This is a genomic window from Burkholderia sp. BCC1985 (genome assembly GCF_905339915.1).
Taxonomy (GTDB): domain Bacteria; phylum Pseudomonadota; class Gammaproteobacteria; order Burkholderiales; family Burkholderiaceae; genus Burkholderia.
Map to the genome: position 1 here is coordinate 1 of NZ_CAJPGY010000007.1, position 21,121 is coordinate 21,121.

21 protein-coding genes and 1 pseudogene are annotated in these 21,121 nt (G+C 64.6%); 14 read left to right on the forward strand and 8 right to left on the reverse strand.

Annotated elements, in window-relative coordinates; translation table 11 throughout:
* Nucleotides 1-100: 100 nt before the first annotated feature.
* Nucleotides 101-415: pseudogene (locus tag U4Z31_RS08635) on the forward strand (helix-turn-helix domain-containing protein); the annotation flags it as partial.
* An 85-nt stretch (nucleotides 416-500) separates the two neighbouring features.
* Here the strand turns inward: U4Z31_RS08635 and U4Z31_RS08640 are convergent.
* From U4Z31_RS08640 to U4Z31_RS08650, 3 genes are all read right to left on the reverse strand, one after another.
* Nucleotides 501-3,599: an efflux RND transporter permease subunit gene (locus tag U4Z31_RS08640; RefSeq protein ID WP_321809973.1), complete on the reverse strand. Its 3,099-nt coding sequence runs from the start codon at nucleotides 3,597-3,599 to the stop codon at nucleotides 501-503.
* Entirely contained in the window at nucleotides 3,596-4,723 is a 1,128-nt protein-coding gene (locus tag U4Z31_RS08645; RefSeq protein WP_321809974.1) for an efflux RND transporter periplasmic adaptor subunit, read from the reverse strand. Before U4Z31_RS08645 ends, U4Z31_RS08640 begins: the two co-directional genes overlap by 4 nt.
* Nucleotides 4,724-4,799: 76 nt before the next feature.
* Nucleotides 4,800-5,417, reverse strand: coding sequence for a TetR/AcrR family transcriptional regulator (locus U4Z31_RS08650; RefSeq protein ID WP_321809975.1), 618 nt, complete (start codon nucleotides 5,415-5,417; stop codon nucleotides 4,800-4,802).
* A gap of 98 nt (nucleotides 5,418-5,515) precedes the next feature.
* On the opposite strand from U4Z31_RS08650, the gene U4Z31_RS08655 reads away from it, so the two are divergent.
* The 7 genes from U4Z31_RS08655 (at nucleotide 5,516) to U4Z31_RS08680 (ending at nucleotide 13,705) form a co-directional block, all read left to right on the forward strand.
* On the forward strand, nucleotides 5,516-6,982 hold the full coding sequence (locus U4Z31_RS08655; RefSeq protein WP_321809976.1) for an efflux transporter outer membrane subunit: 1,467 nt from the start codon (nucleotides 5,516-5,518) through the stop codon (nucleotides 6,980-6,982).
* Nucleotides 6,983-7,218: 236 nt separating this feature from the next.
* Nucleotides 7,219-8,151: an AraC family transcriptional regulator gene (locus U4Z31_RS08660; protein ID WP_321809977.1), complete on the forward strand. Its 933-nt coding sequence runs from the start codon at nucleotides 7,219-7,221 to the stop codon at nucleotides 8,149-8,151.
* A 372-nt stretch (nucleotides 8,152-8,523) separates the two neighbouring features.
* A complete protein-coding gene (locus U4Z31_RS08665; protein WP_321809978.1) occupies nucleotides 8,524-9,993 on the forward strand; it encodes a catalase in 1,470 nt (489 codons plus the stop codon).
* Between the two features lie 66 nt (nucleotides 9,994-10,059).
* Nucleotides 10,060-10,701 carry an HD domain-containing protein gene (locus U4Z31_RS08670; RefSeq protein WP_059502101.1) on the forward strand — a complete coding sequence of 214 codons (642 nt, stop codon included), beginning with the start codon at nucleotides 10,060-10,062 and terminating at the stop codon, nucleotides 10,699-10,701.
* A 159-nt stretch (nucleotides 10,702-10,860) separates the two neighbouring features.
* Nucleotides 10,861-11,607 carry a glucose 1-dehydrogenase gene (locus U4Z31_RS08675; RefSeq protein ID WP_257773258.1) on the forward strand — a complete coding sequence of 249 codons (747 nt, stop codon included), beginning with the start codon at nucleotides 10,861-10,863 and terminating at the stop codon, nucleotides 11,605-11,607.
* Between the two features lie 450 nt (nucleotides 11,608-12,057).
* Nucleotides 12,058-12,444 carry a DUF3331 domain-containing protein gene (locus U4Z31_RS37175; protein WP_415750278.1) on the forward strand — a complete coding sequence of 129 codons (387 nt, stop codon included), beginning with the start codon at nucleotides 12,058-12,060 and terminating at the stop codon, nucleotides 12,442-12,444.
* 553 nt (nucleotides 12,445-12,997) lie between these two features.
* A complete protein-coding gene (locus U4Z31_RS08680) occupies nucleotides 12,998-13,705 on the forward strand; it encodes an SDR family NAD(P)-dependent oxidoreductase (RefSeq protein WP_044843508.1) in 708 nt (235 codons plus the stop codon).
* Nucleotides 13,706-13,829: 124 nt separating this feature from the next.
* On the opposite strand, the gene U4Z31_RS08685 is transcribed toward U4Z31_RS08680, so the two are convergent.
* Nucleotides 13,830-14,762 (reverse strand): LysR family transcriptional regulator, encoded by a 933-nt coding sequence (locus U4Z31_RS08685; protein WP_321810135.1) that lies wholly within the window; start codon nucleotides 14,760-14,762, stop codon nucleotides 13,830-13,832.
* Between the two features lie 339 nt (nucleotides 14,763-15,101).
* On the opposite strand from U4Z31_RS08685, the gene U4Z31_RS08690 reads away from it, so the two are divergent.
* The 6 genes from U4Z31_RS08690 (at nucleotide 15,102) to U4Z31_RS08715 (ending at nucleotide 18,354) form a co-directional block, all read left to right on the forward strand.
* Nucleotides 15,102-15,566: a RidA family protein gene (locus U4Z31_RS08690; RefSeq protein WP_321809979.1), complete on the forward strand. Its 465-nt coding sequence runs from the start codon at nucleotides 15,102-15,104 to the stop codon at nucleotides 15,564-15,566.
* A gap of 271 nt (nucleotides 15,567-15,837) precedes the next feature.
* Nucleotides 15,838-16,257: an organic hydroperoxide resistance protein gene (locus U4Z31_RS08695; protein ID WP_124485459.1), complete on the forward strand. Its 420-nt coding sequence runs from the start codon at nucleotides 15,838-15,840 to the stop codon at nucleotides 16,255-16,257.
* 66 nt (nucleotides 16,258-16,323) lie between these two features.
* Entirely contained in the window at nucleotides 16,324-16,650 is a 327-nt protein-coding gene (locus tag U4Z31_RS08700) for a DUF4148 domain-containing protein (protein WP_321810136.1), read from the forward strand.
* Nucleotides 16,651-16,740: 90 nt separating this feature from the next.
* On the forward strand, nucleotides 16,741-17,067 hold the full coding sequence (locus U4Z31_RS08705; RefSeq protein ID WP_321809980.1) for a DUF4148 domain-containing protein: 327 nt from the start codon (nucleotides 16,741-16,743) through the stop codon (nucleotides 17,065-17,067).
* Between the two features lie 72 nt (nucleotides 17,068-17,139).
* Entirely contained in the window at nucleotides 17,140-17,469 is a 330-nt protein-coding gene (locus tag U4Z31_RS08710; protein ID WP_321809981.1) for a DUF4148 domain-containing protein, read from the forward strand.
* Between the two features lie 141 nt (nucleotides 17,470-17,610).
* Nucleotides 17,611-18,354: a GNAT family N-acetyltransferase gene (locus U4Z31_RS08715; RefSeq protein WP_321809982.1), complete on the forward strand. Its 744-nt coding sequence runs from the start codon at nucleotides 17,611-17,613 to the stop codon at nucleotides 18,352-18,354.
* A 124-nt stretch (nucleotides 18,355-18,478) separates the two neighbouring features.
* Here the strand turns inward: U4Z31_RS08715 and U4Z31_RS08720 are convergent, their stop codons facing one another.
* From U4Z31_RS08720 to U4Z31_RS08735, 4 genes are all read right to left on the reverse strand, one after another.
* Entirely contained in the window at nucleotides 18,479-18,934 is a 456-nt protein-coding gene (locus tag U4Z31_RS08720; protein WP_044843621.1) for a MarR family winged helix-turn-helix transcriptional regulator, read from the reverse strand.
* A 126-nt stretch (nucleotides 18,935-19,060) separates the two neighbouring features.
* Nucleotides 19,061-19,204 carry a hypothetical protein gene (locus tag U4Z31_RS08725; protein ID WP_321809983.1) on the reverse strand — a complete coding sequence of 48 codons (144 nt, stop codon included), beginning with the start codon at nucleotides 19,202-19,204 and terminating at the stop codon, nucleotides 19,061-19,063.
* Nucleotides 19,201-19,572: a GFA family protein gene (locus tag U4Z31_RS08730; protein ID WP_044843515.1), complete on the reverse strand. Its 372-nt coding sequence runs from the start codon at nucleotides 19,570-19,572 to the stop codon at nucleotides 19,201-19,203. The genes U4Z31_RS08725 and U4Z31_RS08730 overlap by 4 nt, the downstream gene beginning before the upstream one ends.
* A 202-nt stretch (nucleotides 19,573-19,774) precedes the next feature.
* The gene (locus U4Z31_RS08735) at nucleotides 19,775-20,875 is read right to left on the reverse strand and encodes a nitronate monooxygenase (protein WP_321809984.1); all 1,101 of its coding nucleotides are present in this window, start codon (nucleotides 20,873-20,875) and stop codon (nucleotides 19,775-19,777) included.
* Nucleotides 20,876-21,121: the final 246 nt, after the last annotated feature.

Below are 21,121 nucleotides of genomic sequence, written 5' to 3' on the forward strand. Positions count from 1 at the left end.
TGTAGTAGCTTTTTAGAAATGTCGTGTTCTGGCTACTTAGAAATGTCGTGTTTTGACCTCGGTATGCTGGCCGGTTCTTTGCGGGACCACGGAGCCGACCATGTATCCAGGTGCACTGGTGACACTGAACATGCGAGAACTCGACCGTCTGAAGGTAATCCAGGCCGTGGTGGACATGGGACTCAAGCCCGGACGCGCGGCCGAACGACTGGGCGTGACCGTGCGTCAGCTCCAGCGTCTGGTGGATCGTTACCGTGAGTCTGGCGCCGCCGGACTGGCTTCGCGCAAGCGTGGGCGTCCCGGTAATCGGCGGCTGGACGCTGATCTGGCCGATCGAGCACTGTCGATCATCCGTGATCGCTACGCCGATTTTGGCCCGACGCTGGCCTGCGAGAAGCTCCCCGAATGTCACGGGCGGAGTTGCCTTCCGTCCGGACGCATCGTTGCCGGTTCACATCGACGGCCCCGGGCGAGACCGTCATCGCCCGGAGCGCACCTGCCTACGTCGTCACGCTGGCACTGGGTTCGAGCGCAGGATTGTTTTCCCCTGCCCCGGGACGGATCTTGAACCAGATCGAGTACATAGCCGGCAGAAACACCAACGTCAGAACCGTTCCGGCGAATGTTCCCCCGATAAGCGTATAAGCCAGCGTGCCCCAGAACACGGAATGGGTAAGCGGAATGAACGCAAGCATCGCGGCGACCGCAGTCAGGATCACGGGCCGCGAGCGCTGCAGCGTGGCCTCCACCACCGCATCGAACGGCGTCATGCCCGCGCGCGCGTTCTCTTCGATCTGGCCGATCAGGATCAGCGTGTTGCGCATCAGGATGCCGGAGAGCGCAATGAGTCCCACCAATGCGTTGATGCCGAATGCCTGATTGAACAGCAGGAGTGTTGGCACCACACCGATCAATCCCAGCGGACTGGTCGCGAACACCATCATCGTGGCGGAAATCGAGCGCGTCTGAAAAATGATGATGAGCAGCGTCAGCGCGATCATGATCGGGAACAGCGGCGCGAGCGCAGTTGTCGCCTTGTTGGCCTCCTCGATGGAGCCGGCCTCCTCGATCCGGTAGCCGCCCGGCAGCTTCGCGATGATGGGCTGAAGCTGCGCGAGCATCGCGGTCGACACATCGGGCGGTTGCAACCCTTCGGCGATATCGCCGCGCACGGTGATCGTCGGCGTTCGGTCGCGCCGGCGCAGGACCGGATCCTCCATGCGGATGTCGACTTTGCCGACCTGCGAGAGCGGCACCCGCTGCCCTGCGGCGCCGATCAGCGTGAATCCGTCGATCCGTTGCGGGTCGAGCCGGATGTCGCCCGCCGAACGCGCGACAAGCTCCACCGAACGAATGTCCTCGCGCACGTGCGTGACGGGAATGCCGGTCAGCAGGAATTGCAGTTGCTGCGCGACCGAGCTGGACGTCAGTCCGAACGCCCCGAGACGATTTTGATCGAGCGTGAAATGCACGGTGGGAACGCGCGGCCCCCAGTCGGCGTTCACCGTTCGCATCATCGGGCTGGCGTTCATGGTCCGTTCGACCTGTGCGGCGATGGTGCGCAACGTCTGGGCGTCCGGGCCCATGACCCTGAACGCAACGGGGTAAGGCGAGTAAGGGCCGAACACCAGCTGCGTGACGCGAACCTGCGCCCCGGGCACCAACCCTTCCGCGATGACCTTGCGCAGACGGAATTTGAGCGCTTCCCGTTGGCGCTCGTCATTCGTGCGGATCACGATCTTCGAGAAGGACGAATCCGGCAACTCCGGAGACATGGCCAGATAGAAGCGCGGAGCGCCCTGCCCGATGTACGAGGTCACGATCTGCGCTTCCGGCTGCTTCGCGAGCCATGCCTCGACTTTTTCCGTTGCCGACGCGGTCTGCTCGATCGAAGTCCCATAGGGCATCTGCACTTCGACGAGCACTTCCGGGCGATCGGAAGTCGGGAAGAATTGCTTCTTCACGAGCCCCATGCCCATCACGGCGACCACGAACGATGCCACCACGATCCCGGCGACCATCCACTTGCGCGCGACCACGCGCCCGAGGAAGCGGCGAAAGCGCCGGTAGTTCGGCGTGTTGTAGATCGCCTCGTGGCCGCCTTCGATCACGGCGATGTCGGGTAACAGCTTGACGCCGAGGTACGGTGTGAAGACGACGGCCACGATCCACGAGGTGACCAGCGCGATGCCGACGATCCAGAACATGTTGCTGGTGTATTCGCCGGCCGTCGAGCGCGCAAAGCCATTCGGCATGAAGCCGACAGCCGTGACCAGCGTGCCCGACAGCATCGGTGCGGCCGTGTGGCTCCACGCGTAAGCTGATGCCTGGACGCGGCTATAGCCCTCCTCCATTTTCACGACCATCATTTCGATGGCGATGATCGCGTCGTCGACGAGCAGGCCGAGCGCGAGAATCAGCGAACCGAGCGTGATGCGGTCGAAGCTCTTGCCCGTTGCGGCCATGACGACGAAGACGCCCGCGAGTGTCAGCGGCACCGCCGCCGACACGACGATGCCGACACGCCATCCCATGCTCGCGAAGCTCACGACCATCACCACGAGCAGCGCGACAAAGAACTTCACCATGAATTCGTCGATGGCCGAATGGATGTTGACGGCCTGGTCGGTCACTTTCGTGAGGCTCACGCCCAGCGGCAGCCCGGCATTGATCGATGCGACTTCCGTGTCGAGCGCCTTGCCGAGATTGAGCCCGTTCCAGCCGTCCCGCATCACGACGCCGAGGAGCAACGCCGGTTCGCCTTTGTTGCGAATCTGGAACGTGGCCGGGTCTTCGTAACCGCGTTCGACGGTCGCCACATCGGAGAGCTTCAGTGTGCGGCCCTGAACGACGATCGGCGTGTCACGGATGGTCTGCAGCTTGTCGAAGGCGCCTTCGACACGAATGAAGACCTGCGCGCCCGCCGTATCGATCGAACCAGCCGGCGTGAGAACGTTCTGGTTGTTCAGCGCGGCAAAGATCTCCTGCGGGGTCACGCCGAGCGTCGCGAGCCGGTCGTGCGAAAACGACACGTAGATCCGTTCCGCCTGCTCGCCGATGATGTTCACCTTCTTGACGCCCGGCACATGAAGAAGCCGCTGGCGTAACCCCTCGGCGTCGCGCACCAGCAATCGTTGCGGCTCGCCTTTCGCCTTGAGCGCGAACAGCGCGAACGTTACGTCGGAATACTCATCATTGACGAGCGGGCCGATCACGCCGGGCGGCAGGTTGCCCGCTTCGTCGTGCAGCTTCTTGCGCGCCTGATAGAACTCCTCGGGCACGTCCGCGGGCGGCGTACTGTCGAGCAAGGTCACGGTGGTGAAGGCCAGCCCCGGACGCGTATAGGTCTCGGTCCGGTCGTACCAGCGCAGCTCCTGCATGCGCTTTTCGAGCGGCTCGGCCACCTGGTCCTGCATTTCCTGCGCGGTCGCGCCGGGCCATGCCGTAATGACCGTCATCGACTTGACGGTGAATGGCGGATCTTCTGCCCGCCCCAGTTTCAGGAAGGCAATCACGCCGGCGATCGAAATCAGGATGATCAGAAACAGCGTGACCGAGCGCTCCCGCACCGCAAGAGCCGACAAATTGAAGCCGCTCATTGCGCTGCTCCTTGCGTGGAGACGGATGCCGCGGCCAGCTTGTCGTTGGCGAGACGCACGCGCTCTCCATCGTGCAACAACTGGGCACCGAGCGCGACGACCTGGTCGCCTTCGCGAAGATCGCCAGTCACCGTCGCACTGTCGTCGCTCAATGCGGTGACACGAACCTTGTGCCAGGTCACACGCGATTGAGATCGATCGACGGTCCAGACGCCGGTGCCGGTTCCCGTGCCCGGATCGAACAAGGCGCCGACCGGCACCACCATGCCGGCCTGTGTCTGGCCGGCATTGCCGGCGAGATCGATGGTCACGGTCGCGCCGAGCGGTGCATTCGAGAGCGCGCCCTCGAGGACGTATCTCGCCTCGTAGGTTCGTGTCAGCCGATCCGCAGAATCGGAGAGCTGGCGCAGGACGGCGGGAACGGGCTTCTGGTCCGCGCCGTAAAGCGTCGCCGCGGCCATCGAGCCGGACGCGGGACGCAGCGTCTCGGGAAGCTGGACGACGGCCTCGCGGGGGCCGGCATGCGCGAGCCGCACGACGATTTGTCCCGGCGCGACGACCTGGCCCGGCTCCGCCAGCGTCTCGACCACCACGCCGTCGGCGTCCGCCATGACGACGGCGTATCCGGAAGCATTGTTGGCGAGCACGGCCTGCGCCTGCGCTGCGACGAGCTGGGCCCTGGCGGAATCGGCGGCCGCCTTGAGCTGGTCGTAGGTCGATGCCGACACCGCCCCCGCCCCGACGAGATCCCGATACCGCGCCTCGTCGGCAGCCGTCTGCGTCGCGCGCGCCTGCGCAGCGTCCACGAGTTTCTGCTGCGCACGGGCCTGCAGCCCGAGATCGATCGGATCGATGCGCATCAGGGGCTGGCCGCGCTTGACCGTTTGGCCCGCGTCGACCAGTCGCTCGATGACTTTACCCTGAACGCGGAAACCGAGATCGCTCTGAACGCGGGCGCCCACGACACCCGAAAACGACCGGCTCGTACCCGCCGCGCCATGAACGGCGCTGGTACGCACAAGTGGCGCCTCGGTACGCGGATCAGCAGCCGGATGCTCGCCGCATGCTGCGAGCGCAAGCGAAGCCAGGCCCAATGTGTAGACAAGACGATGGCGCCGGAACATGAGATCCCCTCTCGCAAAGAACAGGAGACCTCATTCTGATACCAGTGACCAAATCAGTCAATAGTCACAACAAGATTCATGGAGCGAGACTTCTGAGGACGAGGTTCGCGAGTTGGGCCGTCGCCTCTTCCGCACCATCGAGGTTGTACTGGAGCATCAACGGATTGAAGTAAGGCTTCATCACCAGAAAGATCGCATTCACCGCTTCGTCTGGCGGCGTCTTGCGTTCGAATTCGCCGGTTTCGCGTCCGAGTCGCAGGATATCGGTGATGAGTTGCCGGATCTGGTCCTCGTAGCCTTTGACGGAGGGCCAGGGCGATGCGGCCGCCTCGGCGGCGATATCGTAGAGCTTGCGATCCTGGAAGAAAAGCTGGCTTCCAGACGCAAGCAAGGTCTTGAACATACGGCGAAATTTCTCGGTTGCCCCGTGCGCGCCGTCGACATTTTCGCTGACCGCGGCCGCGATCGCGGCGAGCCGATTGGCGCAGATGACCTGACCGATCGCCTGTTTGGAGTCGAAAAACTTGTAAATATAGGCTTTTGAAAACCCGATTTCCTTCGCGAGGTCGGAGACCGTGGTTTTTTCGTAGCCGTAGCGGCTGAAGTATTCCGTTGCGGCGTCGACGATCTGGGCGCGAACTTCGTGGTCCGAGGGGCCACGGGACGAAGAGGTGGAGGGAGTCGGTTTGTTCATGCGTCAAGCTTAGTCCGACGATCGTCAGTTGACAACGTGTGACCATATTGTATATTGGTCACTGTATTTCCTCTCCCGTTGTCGCTCCCGAGATGATCATGCCCTTGCGCCGTCCACTTGTTCTCCTGACTAGCGTCGCCGCCCTTTCGGCGTGCGCCGTGGGTCCCGACTACCACCGCCCGGATGCGCCGCTGGCGCAGCACTACATGACCCAGCCGCCCGCCCGCGCGGCAAAGGCGCCGGTTGCCGACCTGTCCGCATGGTGGGAAAGCTTCAACGACCCGCTGCTCACGCATTACGTTTCGCTGGCGCTGGCCCAGAACCTGGACCTGGCCCAGGCCGTCGCGCAAATCACTCAGGCGCGCGCGCGCCTCGGCACGGCCAACGCGGCGCTCCTGCCGTCGGCCTCGGTTTCCGCGTCGGCGGCACGAGCCTATCAGTCTGTCGATACGCCGTTGGGGCGATTGCTCAATGCCAGGCCGGGGTACGAGCGCTGGGGCACCGAGTACGAAATCAACCTGGAGGCCGGTTGGGAGCTCGACATTTTTGGCGGTCTGCGCCGGCAGCGTGAAGCCGCGCTCGCCGATTACTCGGCAACGCAGGCGGCGGCAGTTGCCACCCGGCTTGCCGTCGCGGCCCAGACTGCCGATATCTACGTCACGATCCGAGGCCTCCAGGCCCGTCTGGATATCGCGACCCGGCAGGTGCAGACGCAGCAGGCGCTTCTCGCAGACGTGAAACTCCTGTATTCGAAGGGCGCGGCAGCCGACTATCAGGTTCAGCAGGCGCAAGGTGCGCTCGACCAGGTGCAGGCCAGCGTGCCCGTCCTCCTCGCGGCGCTCGATGCGGCGTCGAACGCCCTCGACGTGATGCTCGGTACACCTCCTGGCACGCACCGCGCAGAGCTGGGCTCGCCTTCCCCGATCCCCGTCGCGCCGGCGCTCGCGGAAATGGGCACGCCAGCCGATCTGCTGCAAAGACGTCCCGATCTGATCGCCGCCGAACGTCACCTCGCCGCCGCCAATGCGCGCATCGGCGCTGCGATCGGCGAGTACTACCCGACGGTCTCGCTGAACGCCTTCCTCGGCAGCGCGACTTCGGCCGCCGCCGGTACGTTGTTCTCGGGCGGCGCCAACCAGGCGGCCGGCCTCGTCGGGCTGCGCTGGCGACTGTTCGATTTCGCGCGCATCGGTGCCGATGTCGACGCGGCGAAAGGCGCCGACGCGCAAGCGCTCGCGGCCTATCGGCAGGCCGTGCTCCGCGCCTCCGAGGACGTCGAAAACTCGCTCTCGTCATTGGTGAATCGAGAGGCGCAGGCTGCCACGCTGTCGCATGCCGAGTCGTCGTTTTCCCGCGCCAAGGATTCCTCGATGACCGCGTACCGCAGCGGTGCAGCGAGTTTCATCGACGTATTGCACGCCAACGAGACCCTGCTCCAGGCCGCCGACGCGCGTGCACAGGCACAGACGGAATCCGCTCGTGCAGCGATCTCGACGTTCAAGGCGCTCGGCGGCGGCTGGGATCCGGCATCGCCCGATGCGCAGACGTCGTTGACCTCACGCTGACGCCGCCGCCCTGCACTGGCGCGCGCAATGGCGCCTGCGCACGTTCCTGGTTCGCGCAATCGCGCACCGCACCATTGACGTGCGCGTCGCGCCCGCGATCGGAGAGCGTCTCGCGCGTCACGACACCAGTCGCGCGCCAGTCATCGAATTGCGCTAAATTGGGCCTGTTTTCATTTGAACCCGCCGTCGGGTAAAGGCACACGACGCCTGTACGGGCGCACTCCAAGGCGCGATGAATGAACGATAGGAATCACGTCGATTTCGGGCAACCCGTTGCAGACGACGCCCTCGCCAAACGGTTTCTACTGCGAGATGCGCCCACCGTGCGGGCCGGCGTTTTCTCCCACGGGCAGCCTATCTCGTTCACACGGCTGACCAACCCCCGGCCTCAACCGGGGCGCTCGCTCACGCCGCAACCGGAGGAAGCCTTTGTCTTTCAGATGCCGCTGATACTGAGCCCCGATCCCGGCCTCCGTTATTCAAGCGGTCACCTCGATGCTTCCGCGTCGTGCAGTCCCGGCAGCTGCTTTCTGCTCGACCTGCGCTCGAGCCCGACGCGCCGTCTCGACATGCCGTTCGATACCATGCGGCTCTATCTGGCCCAGAGCGCGATCGAGGAATTCACCGATCAAAAGCGGCGCCGGCGCATAGGCGGACTCGTGCAGCCGCATCTCGGCGCCAGCGACCCGGTGCTGTTCAGTCTTTCGCATACGCTGCAGGCGGTCCTGCAGCAGCCCGACCTGACGAGTGCGCTGTTCATCGATTACCTCGCGCTGGCGTTTTGCGAACACGTCGTCACACGATATGGCCGAGCCGATCCGGCGCTCCGGCCTCGCCGCTCCGGACTCGCTCCGTGGCAGATGCGGCGCATCGAAGATTATTTCGCGTCCCACCTGCACGACAATCCGTCGATTGCCAATCTCGCGCGCGAGTGCAATCTCTCCACCAGCTATTTCGGTGAAGCCTTCAAGCAGACGACCGGCAGCACGCCCCATCAGTGGCTGCTCAAGCGCCGCATCGAGCGCGCGAAATCGCTGTTGCGGGAAACAGATGCGAGCCTGGCCAGCATTGCATCGGACTGCGGATTTTTCGACCAGAGTCATTTTTCGCGCGTGTTCTCGCGCCTCGAAGGATGCGGGCCGAAAGACTGGGCACAGCGGAACCGATAGCGCCGGATAGGTGCGAACGTCGTTATCGGCGCTTGCGCGCCCGCTCGATATGCGTCGACGCACGACGCACCATCGCCTCCTGATCCGAATTCAACCGCCCCCGGTGTTCGGCGACCGTCCGGGATTCGTCCATCGAATCGTTGTTTTATACAAGATCGTTCTGGCACCCGACAGGTACGCTTCTCTCACATCGACTCGTCGATGCCTGCGCGGCTCGTCACGCATCGAGCGGGTGGCCGTCGCAGTACGGCCGTTTCTTTTCACCGCACCCGCCGGGATAGCACGCTGATTTGCCCGTAAAGCTTCGCGCGGCCGCCACCCTGGAACGGTATGGCGCTGCGCCGGTCCGCCCAACCCTCCTGGAGTCGAGGCATGAAAAACCGCGATACGTCTACGCGTCTTGATCACGCAACGGGCGCGCCCGTTGCCGACAATCTGAACATCGAAACGGCCGGCCCGCGCGGCCCCGCGCTGCTGCAGGATATCTGGCTGATCGAGAAACTCGCGCACTTCGACCGCGAGGTGATTCCCGAACGACGCATGCACGCCAAAGGATCGGGCGCGCACGGCGTATTCACGGTAACGCACGACATCACGCGCTACACCAAGGCCAAACTCTTTTCGGAAATCGGCAAGGCAACGCCTGTATTCATGCGATTTTCGACGGTCGCCGGCGAGCGCGGCGCCGCCGATGCCGAGCGCGACATCCGCGGCTTCGCGGTGAAGTTCTATACGGAAGAAGGAAACTGGGACATCGTGGGCAATAACACGCCCGTGTTCTTTTTCCGTGATCCGCTGCGTTTTCCCGATCTCAACCACGCGATCAAGCGCGACCCGCGCACGGGACTGCGCAGCGCAAACAGCAACTGGGATTTCTGGACGCTTTTGCCGGAGGCACTTCACCAGGTCACGATCGTTATGAGCGACAGGGGCATTCCGCGCAGCTATCGCCACATGCATGGGTTCGGCAGCCATACGTTCAGCCTGGTCGATGCCGACAATCGGCGGACGTGGGTGAAGTTTCACTTCCGTACGCAGCAAGGCATCGCGAATCTGACGGACGGCGAAGCCGAACAGCTCGTGGGCAAGGACCGCGAAACGCATGGCCGCGATCTTTACGTAAGCATCGAGCGCGGCGACTTCCCGCGCTGGACGCTCTTCATTCAGGTGATGAACGACGACGAGGCCAGGTCTCTGCCGTTCAATCCGTTCGACCTGACCAAGGTCTGGCCGAAAAGCGATTTCCCGTTGATCGAGGTCGGCGTACTCGAATTGAACCGCAACGCGGGCAATTATTTCGCCGAGGTTGAGCAGGCGACCTTCTCGCCCGCGAACGTCGTGCCCGGCATCGGCTTTTCGCCGGACAAGATGCTGCAGGCACGTCTGTTCTCTTACGGCGACACGCAACGGTATCGGCTGGGTGTGAACTTCAATCACATTCCCGTCAATGCGCCGAAGTGCCCCTTCCACAGCTACCACCGCGACGGCGCCATGCGCACCGACGACAACCTCGGCGGCACGCCTTCTTACTATCCGAACAGTTCCGGCGAGTGGGAAGTGCGGCCCGATCTTCACGAGCCGCCGCTGCGAATCGAAGGCGACGCCGCGCATTGGGACCACCGCGTGGACGTCGATCACTTCGCGCAGCCAGGAAACCTGTTTCGCCTGATGAGTCAGGCGCAGCAACAATTGCTGTTCGACAACACCGCCCGCCAGATGGCCTCGGTTCAGGCGCATATCCAGGAACGCCACATCCTCAATTGCACGAAGGCCGACTCCGACTACGGCGCGGGTGTTCGCGAGGCCCTGGCGAAAATCGGGGCGACGACTGCAGCGAAGTAGCCAGCCATTCGCGTGCGGCGTCCGCGACGACGCCGGCGTCCGCTCACATTTCGATGGAGGACCGTCATGCCAGAGTTCATTCAGGATGTCGCGGTGCCCGACAGTCAGCTTGCACGGGAAATTACCGAGTTCGTGCGCGACACGTCCACCCCGCTGCTCTTTCATCATTCGAGCCGCGTATATTTGTTCGGCGCGCTCGAGGGCGTGCGCCGCGGCCTGAAATTCGATCCGGAACTGTTGTACGCCGGTGCCATGTTTCATGACGTCGGCCTCACCGGAGCGTACAGCAGCGCCACCGAACGCTTCGAAGTCGACGGGGCCAATGCGGCCCGCGACTTTCTCTCGGGCCGGGGCATCAACGCGGCCGACATCGATCTCGTCTGGACGGCGATTGCGCTGCACACCACACCCGGCATTCCGCGCCATATGCATCCGGTCGTCGCGCTGGTGACCGCCGGGGTCGAGATGGATGTGCTCGGACTGTCGTACCACGCGTTCACGCACGAGGAACGCGAAGCCGTGACGCATGCGCATCCGCGCCCGCCGCACTTCAAGGAAGAGATCATTCAGGCGTTCTACGACGGCATCAGGCACAAGCCGGAAACCACGTTCGGCAACGTGAAAGCCGACGTGATCGCCGACAAGGAGCCTCATTTCCATCGGGGGAATTTCTGTTCCGTCATCCGTAATTCGGCATGGCCGGGTTGAAGATGCCGTGTCCCGCGCATCGATGCCCGGCCAGTCGCGCCGCGCCACTCGATCGCGATCGTACGCAGGTCCGCATAGGCAGAAAACACCGGCGATCGCATTGGGCGAGACGGCATGCCGGTGTCCATCAACGGAATCATTCACACTGAGGTGAACATCATGGGCAAGCTTGCAGGGAAAGTGGCCGTCGTAACCGGTGCGTCGAAGGGTATCGGTGCCGCCATCGCCAAGGCGCTCGCAGCAGAGGGCGCGTCGGTCGTAGTGAACTACGCAAGCAGCAAGACGGGCGCGGACGACGTCGTGTCTGCCATCACCACGGCCGGAGGAAAAGCGGTTGCCGTCGGAGGTGACGTGTCGAAGGCCGCCGATGCAAAAGGCATCGTCGATGCGGCGATCGAAACGTATGGCCGCCTCGACATCCTCGTCAACAACTCGGGCGTCTACGAGTTCGCCCCGATCGAGGCGTTCACGGAAGCGCAATACCGCAGGCAGTTCGACATCAACGTGCTCGGCGTCCTGCTCACCACACAGGCCGCTGTCCAGCACCTGGGCGAAGGCGCCAGCATCATCAATGTCAGTTCGGTCGTCTCGACGCTCACACCGGCGACGACTGCCGTCTACAGCGGCACGAAAGGCGCGGTGGATTCCATCACGGGCGCGCTCGCACGTGAACTCGGGCCGCGAGGCATTCGCGTGAATACGATCAATCCCGGCGTGATCGTGACCGAAGGCGCACAAAGCGCCGGGGTGATCGGATCGGAGTTCGAGAGTTCGGCGGTCAGCCAGACGCCGCTCGGGCGCGTGGGCAGACCGGACGACGTTGCGTCGATTGCGGTTTTCCTCGCGTCCGACGACGCAAAGTGGCTGACGGGCGAGCATATCGTCGCCAGTGGCGGCATGCGATGACGCAGGTTCGCGAAACCGCGCACGCACGGTCGGCCTCAAAATCGACGAAACAAGCGTGACGGTCGTTCTGGATTTCTCACGCTTGAGTGTGTCCTCACGTCCAGTTGAAGCGTGACGACCGAAGTCACCGACACGAAACGTCGACGCCCGTACTTTGCAAGTGTGACCTGCATTCGCGGGTCACCTCCCTCTCCCGCTTTTCACGCGTTTTTCGTTCGTTGAACGGTGCGTGGCCGGGGATCGGCGTCAGCACGATCGCACACGCCGGGTTCACGCCGACGTCGCCTTTGACGCTTATCCAATGGCGATCATGAAGCTATGGAAAACACTCCAGGTACCGACGATGTCACGAACGGCATCAGCGACCGGCATCGCTGGGACAGGATTCTTGACGCCCTGCGATCGCCTCCGGCCGCACTGCCCTTTCCGGGAGTGGCTGAGCGTGCGTGCATGAGCCACTCAAACCTGGGGGCCGTCCGCATTGTGATTCTCGAGCGCCCGTCAACCGACACCGTTCTCATCTCGTGGAGCAGCTCGACGGCGTGTCGATATGGCGAACAGACCTGGCGGAGAGTGATTGCCCGAGAGGACGGGGTTTGCATTCTGACGGGCGACTCGATTGCCCGGGGGGATTCGGTCTTTCGTCCAAAGCGCACACGGAATGCGATGTGCAGCAACTCGATGGCGATGATCAAGGCGTCGTCCATCGATCTGCCGCGGTATCGGGTCGGTCAGACATCGGCCAGGTTGGTCGCGGAACCCAAGCCCTCGACGCCAGACCGGCTCGGAGATCGGCACGCAGATGCTCTCCCCGATCTCGAACCGCACCTTGCCTGACTGTTCTCCGAGGCTTGAGTCGGCGGCCGACGTAAGCGAGAAAACGGAGACGTACGGACCGTTGCCGTGATTGCAGTTCCATTCGATGCGCCAGCAGATGAGCAAGCCTGAGCCGCGGAAGGCACAGGAAGCGTATGCAGGTCAGGTCAGACGCGTTTTCGTACTCGCCGGTTTCGATTCATATCGATGCTATTGTGATAAGAAAAGTTATCCGGATAGATTCGATAAACCCTCGAAGTACCCGACGTGTCCGAGTACACCATCGCGCGGCATTGACAGCACTTCCTCGCACGAATCGCGGATTTCACGGCGATTCGACGTGCGGTGTCGCCCCCGATTGCTGCTTCGTTCGCAGCCGCGTCGATTCCCCTTCCGCCGCAACGATCGCCGTCGCGGCCGCCCCGTTCTTTCCCGCATTTGTTCCCGCGACGCAAGACTGTTGGTCCACGGTGGGTGTTCGAACTCCGGCGCGACGCGCCTAAAGTCTGGTCCATCGGATTCATCGATCCGGTCGGCACCCACGCCGAAAACCAGTCACCTGTCGAGGCATATCATGAGCACATCCAAAGTCATCATCGTCACCGGCGCATCGCAAGGCATCGGCGCGGAGACGGTCAACGCATTCCGCGCCCACGGTCATCGGGTGGTCGCGACGTCCCGTTCGATCGGCGCGTCGGACGATCCCGATCTGGTCACCGTCGCGGGCGACATCGGCGACCCGGCTGTCGCGCGGCGGGTGGTCGATACCGCACTCGAGCGCTTCGGCCGGGTCGATACGCTCGTCAACAACGCCGGCGTGTTCATCGCGAAGCCGTTCACGCAGTACACCGCGGACGACTATGCGACCATCACCCGCGTGAACCTGGACGGGTTCTTCCACGTCACGCAGCGCGCGATCGCGGCGATGCAGCGCAACGGCGGCGGACACGTGGTCAGCATCACGACGAGCCTCGTCGACCATGCGAACAGCAACGTGCCGTCGGTGCTCGCATCGCTGACGAAAGGCGGACTCAACGCGGCGACGAAGTCGCTCGCAATCGAGTACGCGAAGGCCGGCATCCGCGTGAATGCCGTGTCCCCCGGCATCATCAAGTCGCCGATGCATGCGCCCGACACGCACGCGACGCTCGCTTCGCTGCATCCGGTCGGCCGGATGGGCGAGATGAGCGACATCGTCGGCGCGATCCTGTATCTCGATTCGGCGCCGTTCGTTACCGGCGAGATCCTGCACGTGGATGGCGGCCAGAGCGCCGGGCATTGAGCGGCGACGATGGGAGACTGCGCCGGGGCAAAGGGGGCAAATGGTGAGCGGCGGTCCGGCAACGGCGCAGCCGCGCCATTCGCGCCCCGCTCTGCCCCGTTGCCGGCATTCTCCCCGGACGCGCCTAGCGCGCCCGCTTGCCGGGCGCTTGTTGCAGATGTTCGACGAGAAAGTCGACGAACACGCGCACGCGCGAAGACAGATAGCGCGCATGGGGATACAGCAGCATGAACGGCCGCGACCGGCCGCCCTGGCCGGACAGTACCTCCGCGAGCGTGCCCTCGCGCAGATCCCGGTCGACGATGAAGCGATAGGTCTGGAACAGGCCCGCACCGCTGCGCGCGAGCGTGACGCCGGCGAGGACGTCGCCCGACGTGCCGTAGCCGCCGGTCGTCGCGACGTCGATTTCCGCCGAGCCGTCGTTGAACAACCACGGAACCGGCCGGCCGCTGCTCGGGAGCTCGAACTGGATGCATTCGTGCGCGTGCAGATCGTCGACGGCGCGCGGCACGCCGGCGCGTTTCAGGTAGCCGGGCGTCGCGACGACAACGAGTTCCGCATCCTCCAGCTTGCGCGCGACCAGGCTCGAATCCGCCGGCGCGCGGCCGCGGATCGCAAGATCGAAACCCTCCTCGGCGAAGTCGATGTTGCGGTTGCTCAGATGCGTTTCGACGCGCACGTCCGGATATCGCTCGCGAAACGCGGGCAGCAGCGGCAACACGCGATAGTGTCCGTACGGCGTCGGCATGCTGATGCGCAGCACGCCGGCCGGCGTGGCCTGCTGACCCGTCGCTTCGCGCTCGGCGTCGACGAGCTGCGATAGCGCATCACGGCATTGCTCGAAATAGCGCCGGCCGGAATCGGTCAGGCGGATCTGCCGTGTCGTCCGCACGAACAGGCGTACGCCGAGACGCTCCTCGAGGCGCGCGACCGAGCGGCTGACCGCGGCCGGCGTGACGCTCGCAGCCGTCGCCGCGAGCGTGAAGCTGCCGAGTTCCGCGGCCAGGCAGAACAGCTCGATGCTGCCGAGCAGCAGGTCGTCGAATTTTCTCTGCATGGGGCGCTCCTGCTGCTTCGTGCGTGGCGTGGCCGGCAACGCGAACGTAGGCATCACGGAATCGCGCTCGCGGCGAGCCGGCGCGCGCCGTTTCGTCGCGTGACGCTGAAGCAGCGAGTGTGCATGAATCCCGGCCGGGAAACCAGCGTACCGATGACCGTCGCCGGCAACCGTTCGCGCCACATTGCGCCGCGCGCGATTCGTTACATCGCGTGTCGATTCAATTGCGCGAACGATATTTACCGGCGTCGACCGGCTCAATAGAGTGACTGACAGAGACCCGTGCGAGTGAATCTTCCTGGCCTGGGCGCCACTCAATCTTCCCCGAAGGAGCAAGCGATGACGATCGAACAGAAGCTGGCCGAACTCGGCCTCACGTTACCCGAACCGCCGCAACCGCTCGGCAGCTACACGGCCGTCAGCGAAGCCGGCAACCTGTTGTTCATCTCCGGACAACTGCCGCTCGTCGACGGCAAGGTTGCCTATACAGGCCGCGTCGGCGAACGGCTGAACGTCGACGACGGGCGGCATGCGGCGCAACTCGCGGCGCTGAACGTGCTTGCGCAGATCCGCAAGCACCTCGGCGGGTTCGACCGCCTGCATCACATCGTGCGTGTCGAGGGGCACGTTGCGTCGGCGGACGGCTTTTTCGGCCAGCCGGCCGTGATCGACGGCGCCTCCGATCTGTTCGCCGCCGTGCTGGGCGACAAGGCCGGACACGCGCGCTCGGCCTTTTCCCAGCGCCAGTTGCCGGCCGACGCAGCCGTGATTCTGGTCGTGATCGCCGAAATCCGGCCGGCGTAGCCGCGTTGCCGTCGCGCGGGCAGTCGCCGTTCCGACGGCGGCTGCCCTGCCGGTGACTGGAATTCCGTGGGACGCGATCTTTTCGATATAAGGGATGGAACACCGCACATCCTTGCCTGGCAAGGCCGTACACGATCCAGATACATTGAAATACAAAATATCGCATGCGATTTAATCGAATCCGCTTGACGAGGTTCGGCGTCTCGACCAAACTGCATCGCATGCGATCGAATCGCATTAGATAGAACCTTCCAACCTGACGGAGTGAACGATGAGCAAGATCGAAAAAGTGCTGTACACGGGCAAGACGCATACGACTTCCGGCGGCCGCGACGGCGCGGCGCGCAGTTCCGACGGTCGCCTCGACATCCAGTTGTCGTCGCCGGGCACCGCCGGAACCGGCACGAATCCGGAACAACTGTTCGCGGCCGGCTGGTCGGCCTGCTTCATCGGCGCGATGCAGCTCGCGGCACGTGCGGCGAAGGTGACGCTGCCGGCCGATCTCGCGGTCGATGCGGAAGTGGACCTGGGCATGGGCGGCAACGCGTACTTCCTGCAGGCCCGCCTGAACGTGAGCGCGCCAGGGCTCGACCGTGACGTCGTGCAGCACATCGTCGACACCGCGCATCAGACCTGCCCGTACTCGAAAGCGACGCGCGGCAACATCGACGTCGAAATCCGCATCGTCTGAACGTTGAATCGGGCGGCCAGGCGCCGCCCTCCCGAATCTCCTGCCATTTTCTTGTCGAGGTAAATGATGAAGACCCAACTGATCGCCGCCCTGCTCGTCGCCGTGTCCGCTGCCGTTGCCGCACCGGCCTTCGCCAGTGACGCCGTCGTGACGCGTGCGCAAGTGCGCGCCGAACTCGTGCAGCTCGAACGGACCGGCTACCCGCTGAACCGCGCCAGCGACGCGACCTACCCGGACAACCTGCAGGCCGCGCTGACGCAGATCCATGCGGACGACGCGGTGGCCAACGCACCGTCGAACGCGGGCTACGGCGGCGACGCCGTCGCGTCGACGCAGTCGGGCCGACGCGCGGTCGTGCAGATGGCCGAGCGTTCGATCTATTTCGGTCGTTGAGCGCGATCCGCGATTCCGGACGAATCGCGCCGACATGCCGCACACGCCTGAACACCCCGTTTCTTTCCATTGAATCTGTCGAGGAAAATGATGAAAACCCCAGTGATCGCCGCCCTTCTCGTTGCCGTATCCGCCGCCGTTGCCGCCCCCGCCTTTGCCAATGAAGCCGTCGTGACGCGTGCGCAAGTGCGTGCCGAGCTCGCCCAGCTGCAGCAAGCCGGCTATGTGCCGGGCCGCGCGAACGATCCGCACTATCCGGACGACCTGCAGGCCGCGCTGACGCGTATCCATGCGAACGACACCGCCGCAGCCGATACGGCGACGTCCGGTTACGGCAGCGACGCGGCAGCCGGCACGCAGTCGGGCAGCCGTCTCGTCACGCGTGTCGCCGAGCGCTCGATCTACTTCGGCCATTGAATGAAATCGCGATCGGCGCCGATTGCCGGCGTGCGACGCTCACACTCCGATCACTCTTTTCCGTCGAGGTCAATGATGAAGACCCAACTGATTGCTGCCCTGCTCGTCGCCGTGTCGGCTTCCGCTGCCGCACCGGCATTCGCGACCGAAAGCACCGTCACGCGTGCGCAGGTGCGGGCGGAACTGGTCGCCCTTCAGAAGGCCGGCTACCTGCCGAATCGCCCGAACGATCCGAACTATCCGGAGAATCTGCAGGCCGCGCTGAAGCGGGTGCGCGACAATGCTGCGACAGCGGCCGATACCGACGCATCCGGTTACGGCAGCGACGCCGACGGCGCGACGCAAGCCGGCAGCCGGAACGTCGTTCGCACGGCCGAGCGCTCGATCTACTTCGGTCATTGAGCACCGCGCCGAAATCGGCGACGTCATCCATCAGATAAAGCGCATGCGATGTAATCGCGTGCGCTTTTTGTTCGTCTGAGACCTGAATGGACGATCGCGTCTATGCTGTGCGACGAACGACCTTCAATCAGGGAGCAGGCAATGCGGCAAGCAACGACGGGGAACGAAGGAAGCGGAGCGTATCCGCTCGACAACGCCGTGTGGCATGCGCTCGCCGGCGAGCAGCAGCGTTTTGCGCTCGGCGACGAGCGCGCGCGGCGCTTTCCTCCCGAACTCGCGCCGTTTGCCGGCCTCGCCGAGCGCAGCCCCGCCGCTTTCGACGCGTTGCGCGCATTGATCGACACGCACGGGCCCGCGGCACTGGTCACGCCTGACGAGATCCCGACGCCGGGCGGATGTTCCGTGGTCCGGCGCGCGGTGCTGCATCAGATGATCTGGCAGGGAACGCCTGACGATGCGCAGCCGCTGGAGCATGTCCGGCTGACCGACGGCGACGTACCGGCGATGCTCGAACTGATCGCGGCGACGGAGCCGGGTCCGTTCGGCCCGCGCACGATCGAATTCGGCGGCTATCTCGGTGTACGGAGAGAAGGACGGCTCGTGGCGATGGCCGGTCAGCGACTGACTGCCGGCGGCCATACGGAGATCAGCGCCGTGTGCGTGGATCCCGCCTTTCGCGGCCAGGGCCTCGCGGCCGGACTGATCCGCGCATTGATCGCGCGGATTCGTGCGCGGGCGGAAACGCCGTTTCTGCATGTGTTGTCGTCGAATCGCGTCGCAATCGAGCGCTATCTGGCGCTCGGTTTCACGATCCGTCGCGACATGCAATTGCTGGTGTTGGGGCGTGAGGATACCGGGACGGGCCAGCCCGAGCGTCAACCGTAAGCAACCGAGCGCAGCATTGCAAAAGTCGGTCCGGACGGCCGGAAAAGCATGGAAATCGTGGAGGAAGCCGGCTGCAATCGTATCGCCGGCTCGACATCGAGCCGGCGGCCAGGCTATTCGTGCTTTACTCGTCGATCGAATCGATCAGGTTGCCGCGCAGCGTGACGATCGCCTTCTGCATCTTCGCGAATTCGTCGGGTTTGAGCCCGGTGGCTTCGACGAGATTCATGTCGAGCCCCTTCTCGCGCACGCGGCGACCGCTTTTCGTCAGGCTCACGACCACCTGGCGCTCGTCCGACGGATCGCGGTGCCGTTCCAGATAACCCATCGCCTCGAGCTTCTTCAGGATCGGCGTCAGCGTGTTCGATTCGAGGAACAGCTTTTCGCCGAGCTGCCCGACCGTCTGGTCGCCCTCCTCCCACAGCGCAATGATCGTGATGTATTGCGTGTACGTGAGGCCGAGCTCCTCGAGGATCGGCTTGTAGGCCTTGCCGAACGCGAGGTTCGTCGAGTAGATCGCAAAGCACAGGAACTCGGAAAGCTTCGGCGTGGCGGGCGATTGGGTTTCGGTCGGTTTCATGAGCATCCTCCATCGACACGGGAGCGTGTCGCAGATGAATGCATTATATATCGCGTGCGATCTTATCGGAAGCATGATTATCGTTTCCGATCGACAGCACGCGACGCGAGCGCTGCCCGCTCACGCTCAGTCTCGAGCGCCGTCGTTCCGGCCCCGGCGCTCGCCGTGCCGTTGCCGGCTGATCGACAGCAGCGAACACTGCACCGGATGCGCGATTTCGGTCGCGAGGCCGCCTGCGGCGAACAGCAGGATCGTCAGCCAGCGTTTCATGCATCCTCCACGACGGACAGGCTCGCGCCGTCGGCGACGGTCGCGTCGAGCGCATACGGATCGACGCCTTCGAGGCAGCCGAGATTGACGCGCCAGCACGCGGGATCCTTGCGCGTCTGATGAAACGGGTAGACGCCGCACCGGCTGCAGAAAAAGTGACGGGCCGTGCGCGTGTTGAAACGGTAGGTCGTCAGCGCGTCCTCGCCTGCGACGATCTTCAGGTCGGCGGCGGGGAACATCGGGCTCATCAGCGCGCCGCGACGGCGGCAAAGGCTGCAGTTGCAGCGAACGGCCGGCGCAAGCGCGGTCCGGACCTGGAATTTCACGGCGCCGCAATGGCAGGATCCGTTGAACCATGTAGCAGACATGTCGTGCTCCTCGAGAGGTGATGTCTGCTTTATAACGAACCCGGGCGGACGCGTTGTATCGCTCTGTATCCGCGCGGTGCGCAGACACAGAGCATTGCAATTTTGTCGCGAACGGTGCGGATTTCAGCGCCTTCCGGCGCCTTCGGGCACGTCCGCCGCGCGCCGGCGTGCGCGCCGCGTGATCCGGCACTCATTCCGGCACTCAGTCCAGCGCGTGCTGCAGCCGCGCGATGGCCGCCCGCGTCTCGCGCTCGAGCGTCGCGAACAGTTCCGCCGCCGGCAGCGACCGCACGAGCGGCGCCGCCTGCCCTGCCCACTGCGCGCCGTAGCCGAACTCGCCCTTCGCCTTCGCGGCCGCATGCAGCGCCTTGCCGGCGTCGTACGCGATCGGATAGGCGGGCGTCGCCGGTGCGTGCGGATCGTCGCCGAGCGCGGTCAGCCGGTTCGCGATGCCGCGCGCGACACGGCCGGAGATCGCGGTCGTGAAGGTCGTGCGGTGCGCCGCGTCGCCGAGGATCGCGCGGCGATAACCGTCGTCGATCGACGTTTCCGGACACGCGACGAACGCCGTGCCGAGTTGCGCGGCCTGCGCGCCGAGCGCGAGCGCCGCGGCGATGCCGTCGCCGTCCATGATGCCGCCGGCGGCGATCACCGGCAGCGCGCATTCGCGCACGAGCAGTCGCGTCAGCGCGAACGTGCCGAGCCGGTCGTCGTGCGCCGTCGAGTCGAATACGCCGCGATGCCCGCCGGCCTCGATGCCCTGCGCGACGATCGCATCGATGCCGGCCGCGGCGATCTGGCGGGCTTCGTCGGGATGCGTCGCGGACGCGAACAGCGTGATGCCGGCGCGCTTCAACATCGCGATCGCCTCGTCGGACGGCAACCCGAAATGAAAGCTCACGACCGCCGGTTTTTCCTCGAGCAACATCGCGAGCATCGCATCGTCCGCGACGAAGCTCGTGTAGATCTCCGACAGCGCCGCCGGCGGCGTCGCGCCGTATTCGCGGAACACCGGCGCGAGCCACTCGAGCCACGTGCGTTCGACGGCGGCATCGGCACGGGCCGGCTGGTGGCAGAACAGGTTGATGTTGAACGGCCGGTCGGTGAGCGCGCGCGTGTCGCGGATCATCTTGCGCGCGCCGTCGGCGTTCGTCGCGCCGACGCCGAGCGAGCCGAGCCCGCCCGCGTTCGACACGGCAGCCGCCAGCGCGGGCGTGCTGACGCCGGCCATCGGCGCCTGGATGATCGGAGTGCGGACGCCGAGCGTGCGCAGCAGCGTCCGGTTGTCGGTCGGTCGATTCATGTCGTTGCCTCCTGCAACGTCCGGGATCGGAAGGCTCGGGCCGGCTGCCGGCCGAAGCGGCTTGGGTGGGTCCGGCGACGTCGCGGATGCGCGGTGCGTCGCGTGGACCCTGTCATGCGAATGCGAAAGCGGTGCCGGGTACGGCGGCTGACCAAACGACGACGCGGCCGTCGCGACGCGTTGTTGCGGCATCGCCTCCGCACGGCGTGCGAACCGGCCGCCCCGCAACTGCGCCCATGCTACGCC

Bases quoted from the DNA above. Each gene is read 5' to 3' on its own strand.
- U4Z31_RS08640 (WP_321809973.1), bottom strand. From the start codon at position 3,599: ATGAGCGGCTTCAATTTGTCGGCTCTTGCGGTGCGGGAGCGCTCGGTC.
- U4Z31_RS08645 (WP_321809974.1), bottom strand. From the start codon at position 4,723: ATGTTCCGGCGCCATCGTCTTGTCTACACATTGGGCCTGGCTTCGCTT.
- U4Z31_RS08650 (WP_321809975.1), bottom strand. From the start codon at position 5,417: ATGAACAAACCGACTCCCTCCACCTCTTCGTCCCGTGGCCCCTCGGAC.
- U4Z31_RS08655 (WP_321809976.1), top strand. From the start codon at position 5,516: ATGCCCTTGCGCCGTCCACTTGTTCTCCTGACTAGCGTCGCCGCCCTT.
- U4Z31_RS08660 (WP_321809977.1), top strand. From the start codon at position 7,219: ATGAACGATAGGAATCACGTCGATTTCGGGCAACCCGTTGCAGACGAC.
- U4Z31_RS08665 (WP_321809978.1), top strand. From the start codon at position 8,524: ATGAAAAACCGCGATACGTCTACGCGTCTTGATCACGCAACGGGCGCG.
- U4Z31_RS08670 (WP_059502101.1), top strand. From the start codon at position 10,060: ATGCCAGAGTTCATTCAGGATGTCGCGGTGCCCGACAGTCAGCTTGCA.
- U4Z31_RS08675 (WP_257773258.1), top strand. From the start codon at position 10,861: ATGGGCAAGCTTGCAGGGAAAGTGGCCGTCGTAACCGGTGCGTCGAAG.
- U4Z31_RS37175 (WP_415750278.1), top strand. From the start codon at position 12,058: ATGAGCCACTCAAACCTGGGGGCCGTCCGCATTGTGATTCTCGAGCGC.
- U4Z31_RS08680 (WP_044843508.1), top strand. From the start codon at position 12,998: ATGAGCACATCCAAAGTCATCATCGTCACCGGCGCATCGCAAGGCATC.
- U4Z31_RS08685 (WP_321810135.1), bottom strand. From the start codon at position 14,762: ATGCAGAGAAAATTCGACGACCTGCTGCTCGGCAGCATCGAGCTGTTC.
- U4Z31_RS08690 (WP_321809979.1), top strand. From the start codon at position 15,102: ATGACGATCGAACAGAAGCTGGCCGAACTCGGCCTCACGTTACCCGAA.
- U4Z31_RS08695 (WP_124485459.1), top strand. From the start codon at position 15,838: ATGAGCAAGATCGAAAAAGTGCTGTACACGGGCAAGACGCATACGACT.
- U4Z31_RS08700 (WP_321810136.1), top strand. From the start codon at position 16,324: ATGAAGACCCAACTGATCGCCGCCCTGCTCGTCGCCGTGTCCGCTGCC.
- U4Z31_RS08705 (WP_321809980.1), top strand. From the start codon at position 16,741: ATGAAAACCCCAGTGATCGCCGCCCTTCTCGTTGCCGTATCCGCCGCC.
- U4Z31_RS08710 (WP_321809981.1), top strand. From the start codon at position 17,140: ATGATGAAGACCCAACTGATTGCTGCCCTGCTCGTCGCCGTGTCGGCT.
- U4Z31_RS08715 (WP_321809982.1), top strand. From the start codon at position 17,611: ATGCGGCAAGCAACGACGGGGAACGAAGGAAGCGGAGCGTATCCGCTC.
- U4Z31_RS08720 (WP_044843621.1), bottom strand. From the start codon at position 18,934: ATGAAACCGACCGAAACCCAATCGCCCGCCACGCCGAAGCTTTCCGAG.
- U4Z31_RS08725 (WP_321809983.1), bottom strand. From the start codon at position 19,204: ATGAAACGCTGGCTGACGATCCTGCTGTTCGCCGCAGGCGGCCTCGCG.
- U4Z31_RS08730 (WP_044843515.1), bottom strand. From the start codon at position 19,572: ATGTCTGCTACATGGTTCAACGGATCCTGCCATTGCGGCGCCGTGAAA.
- U4Z31_RS08735 (WP_321809984.1), bottom strand. From the start codon at position 20,875: ATGAATCGACCGACCGACAACCGGACGCTGCTGCGCACGCTCGGCGTC.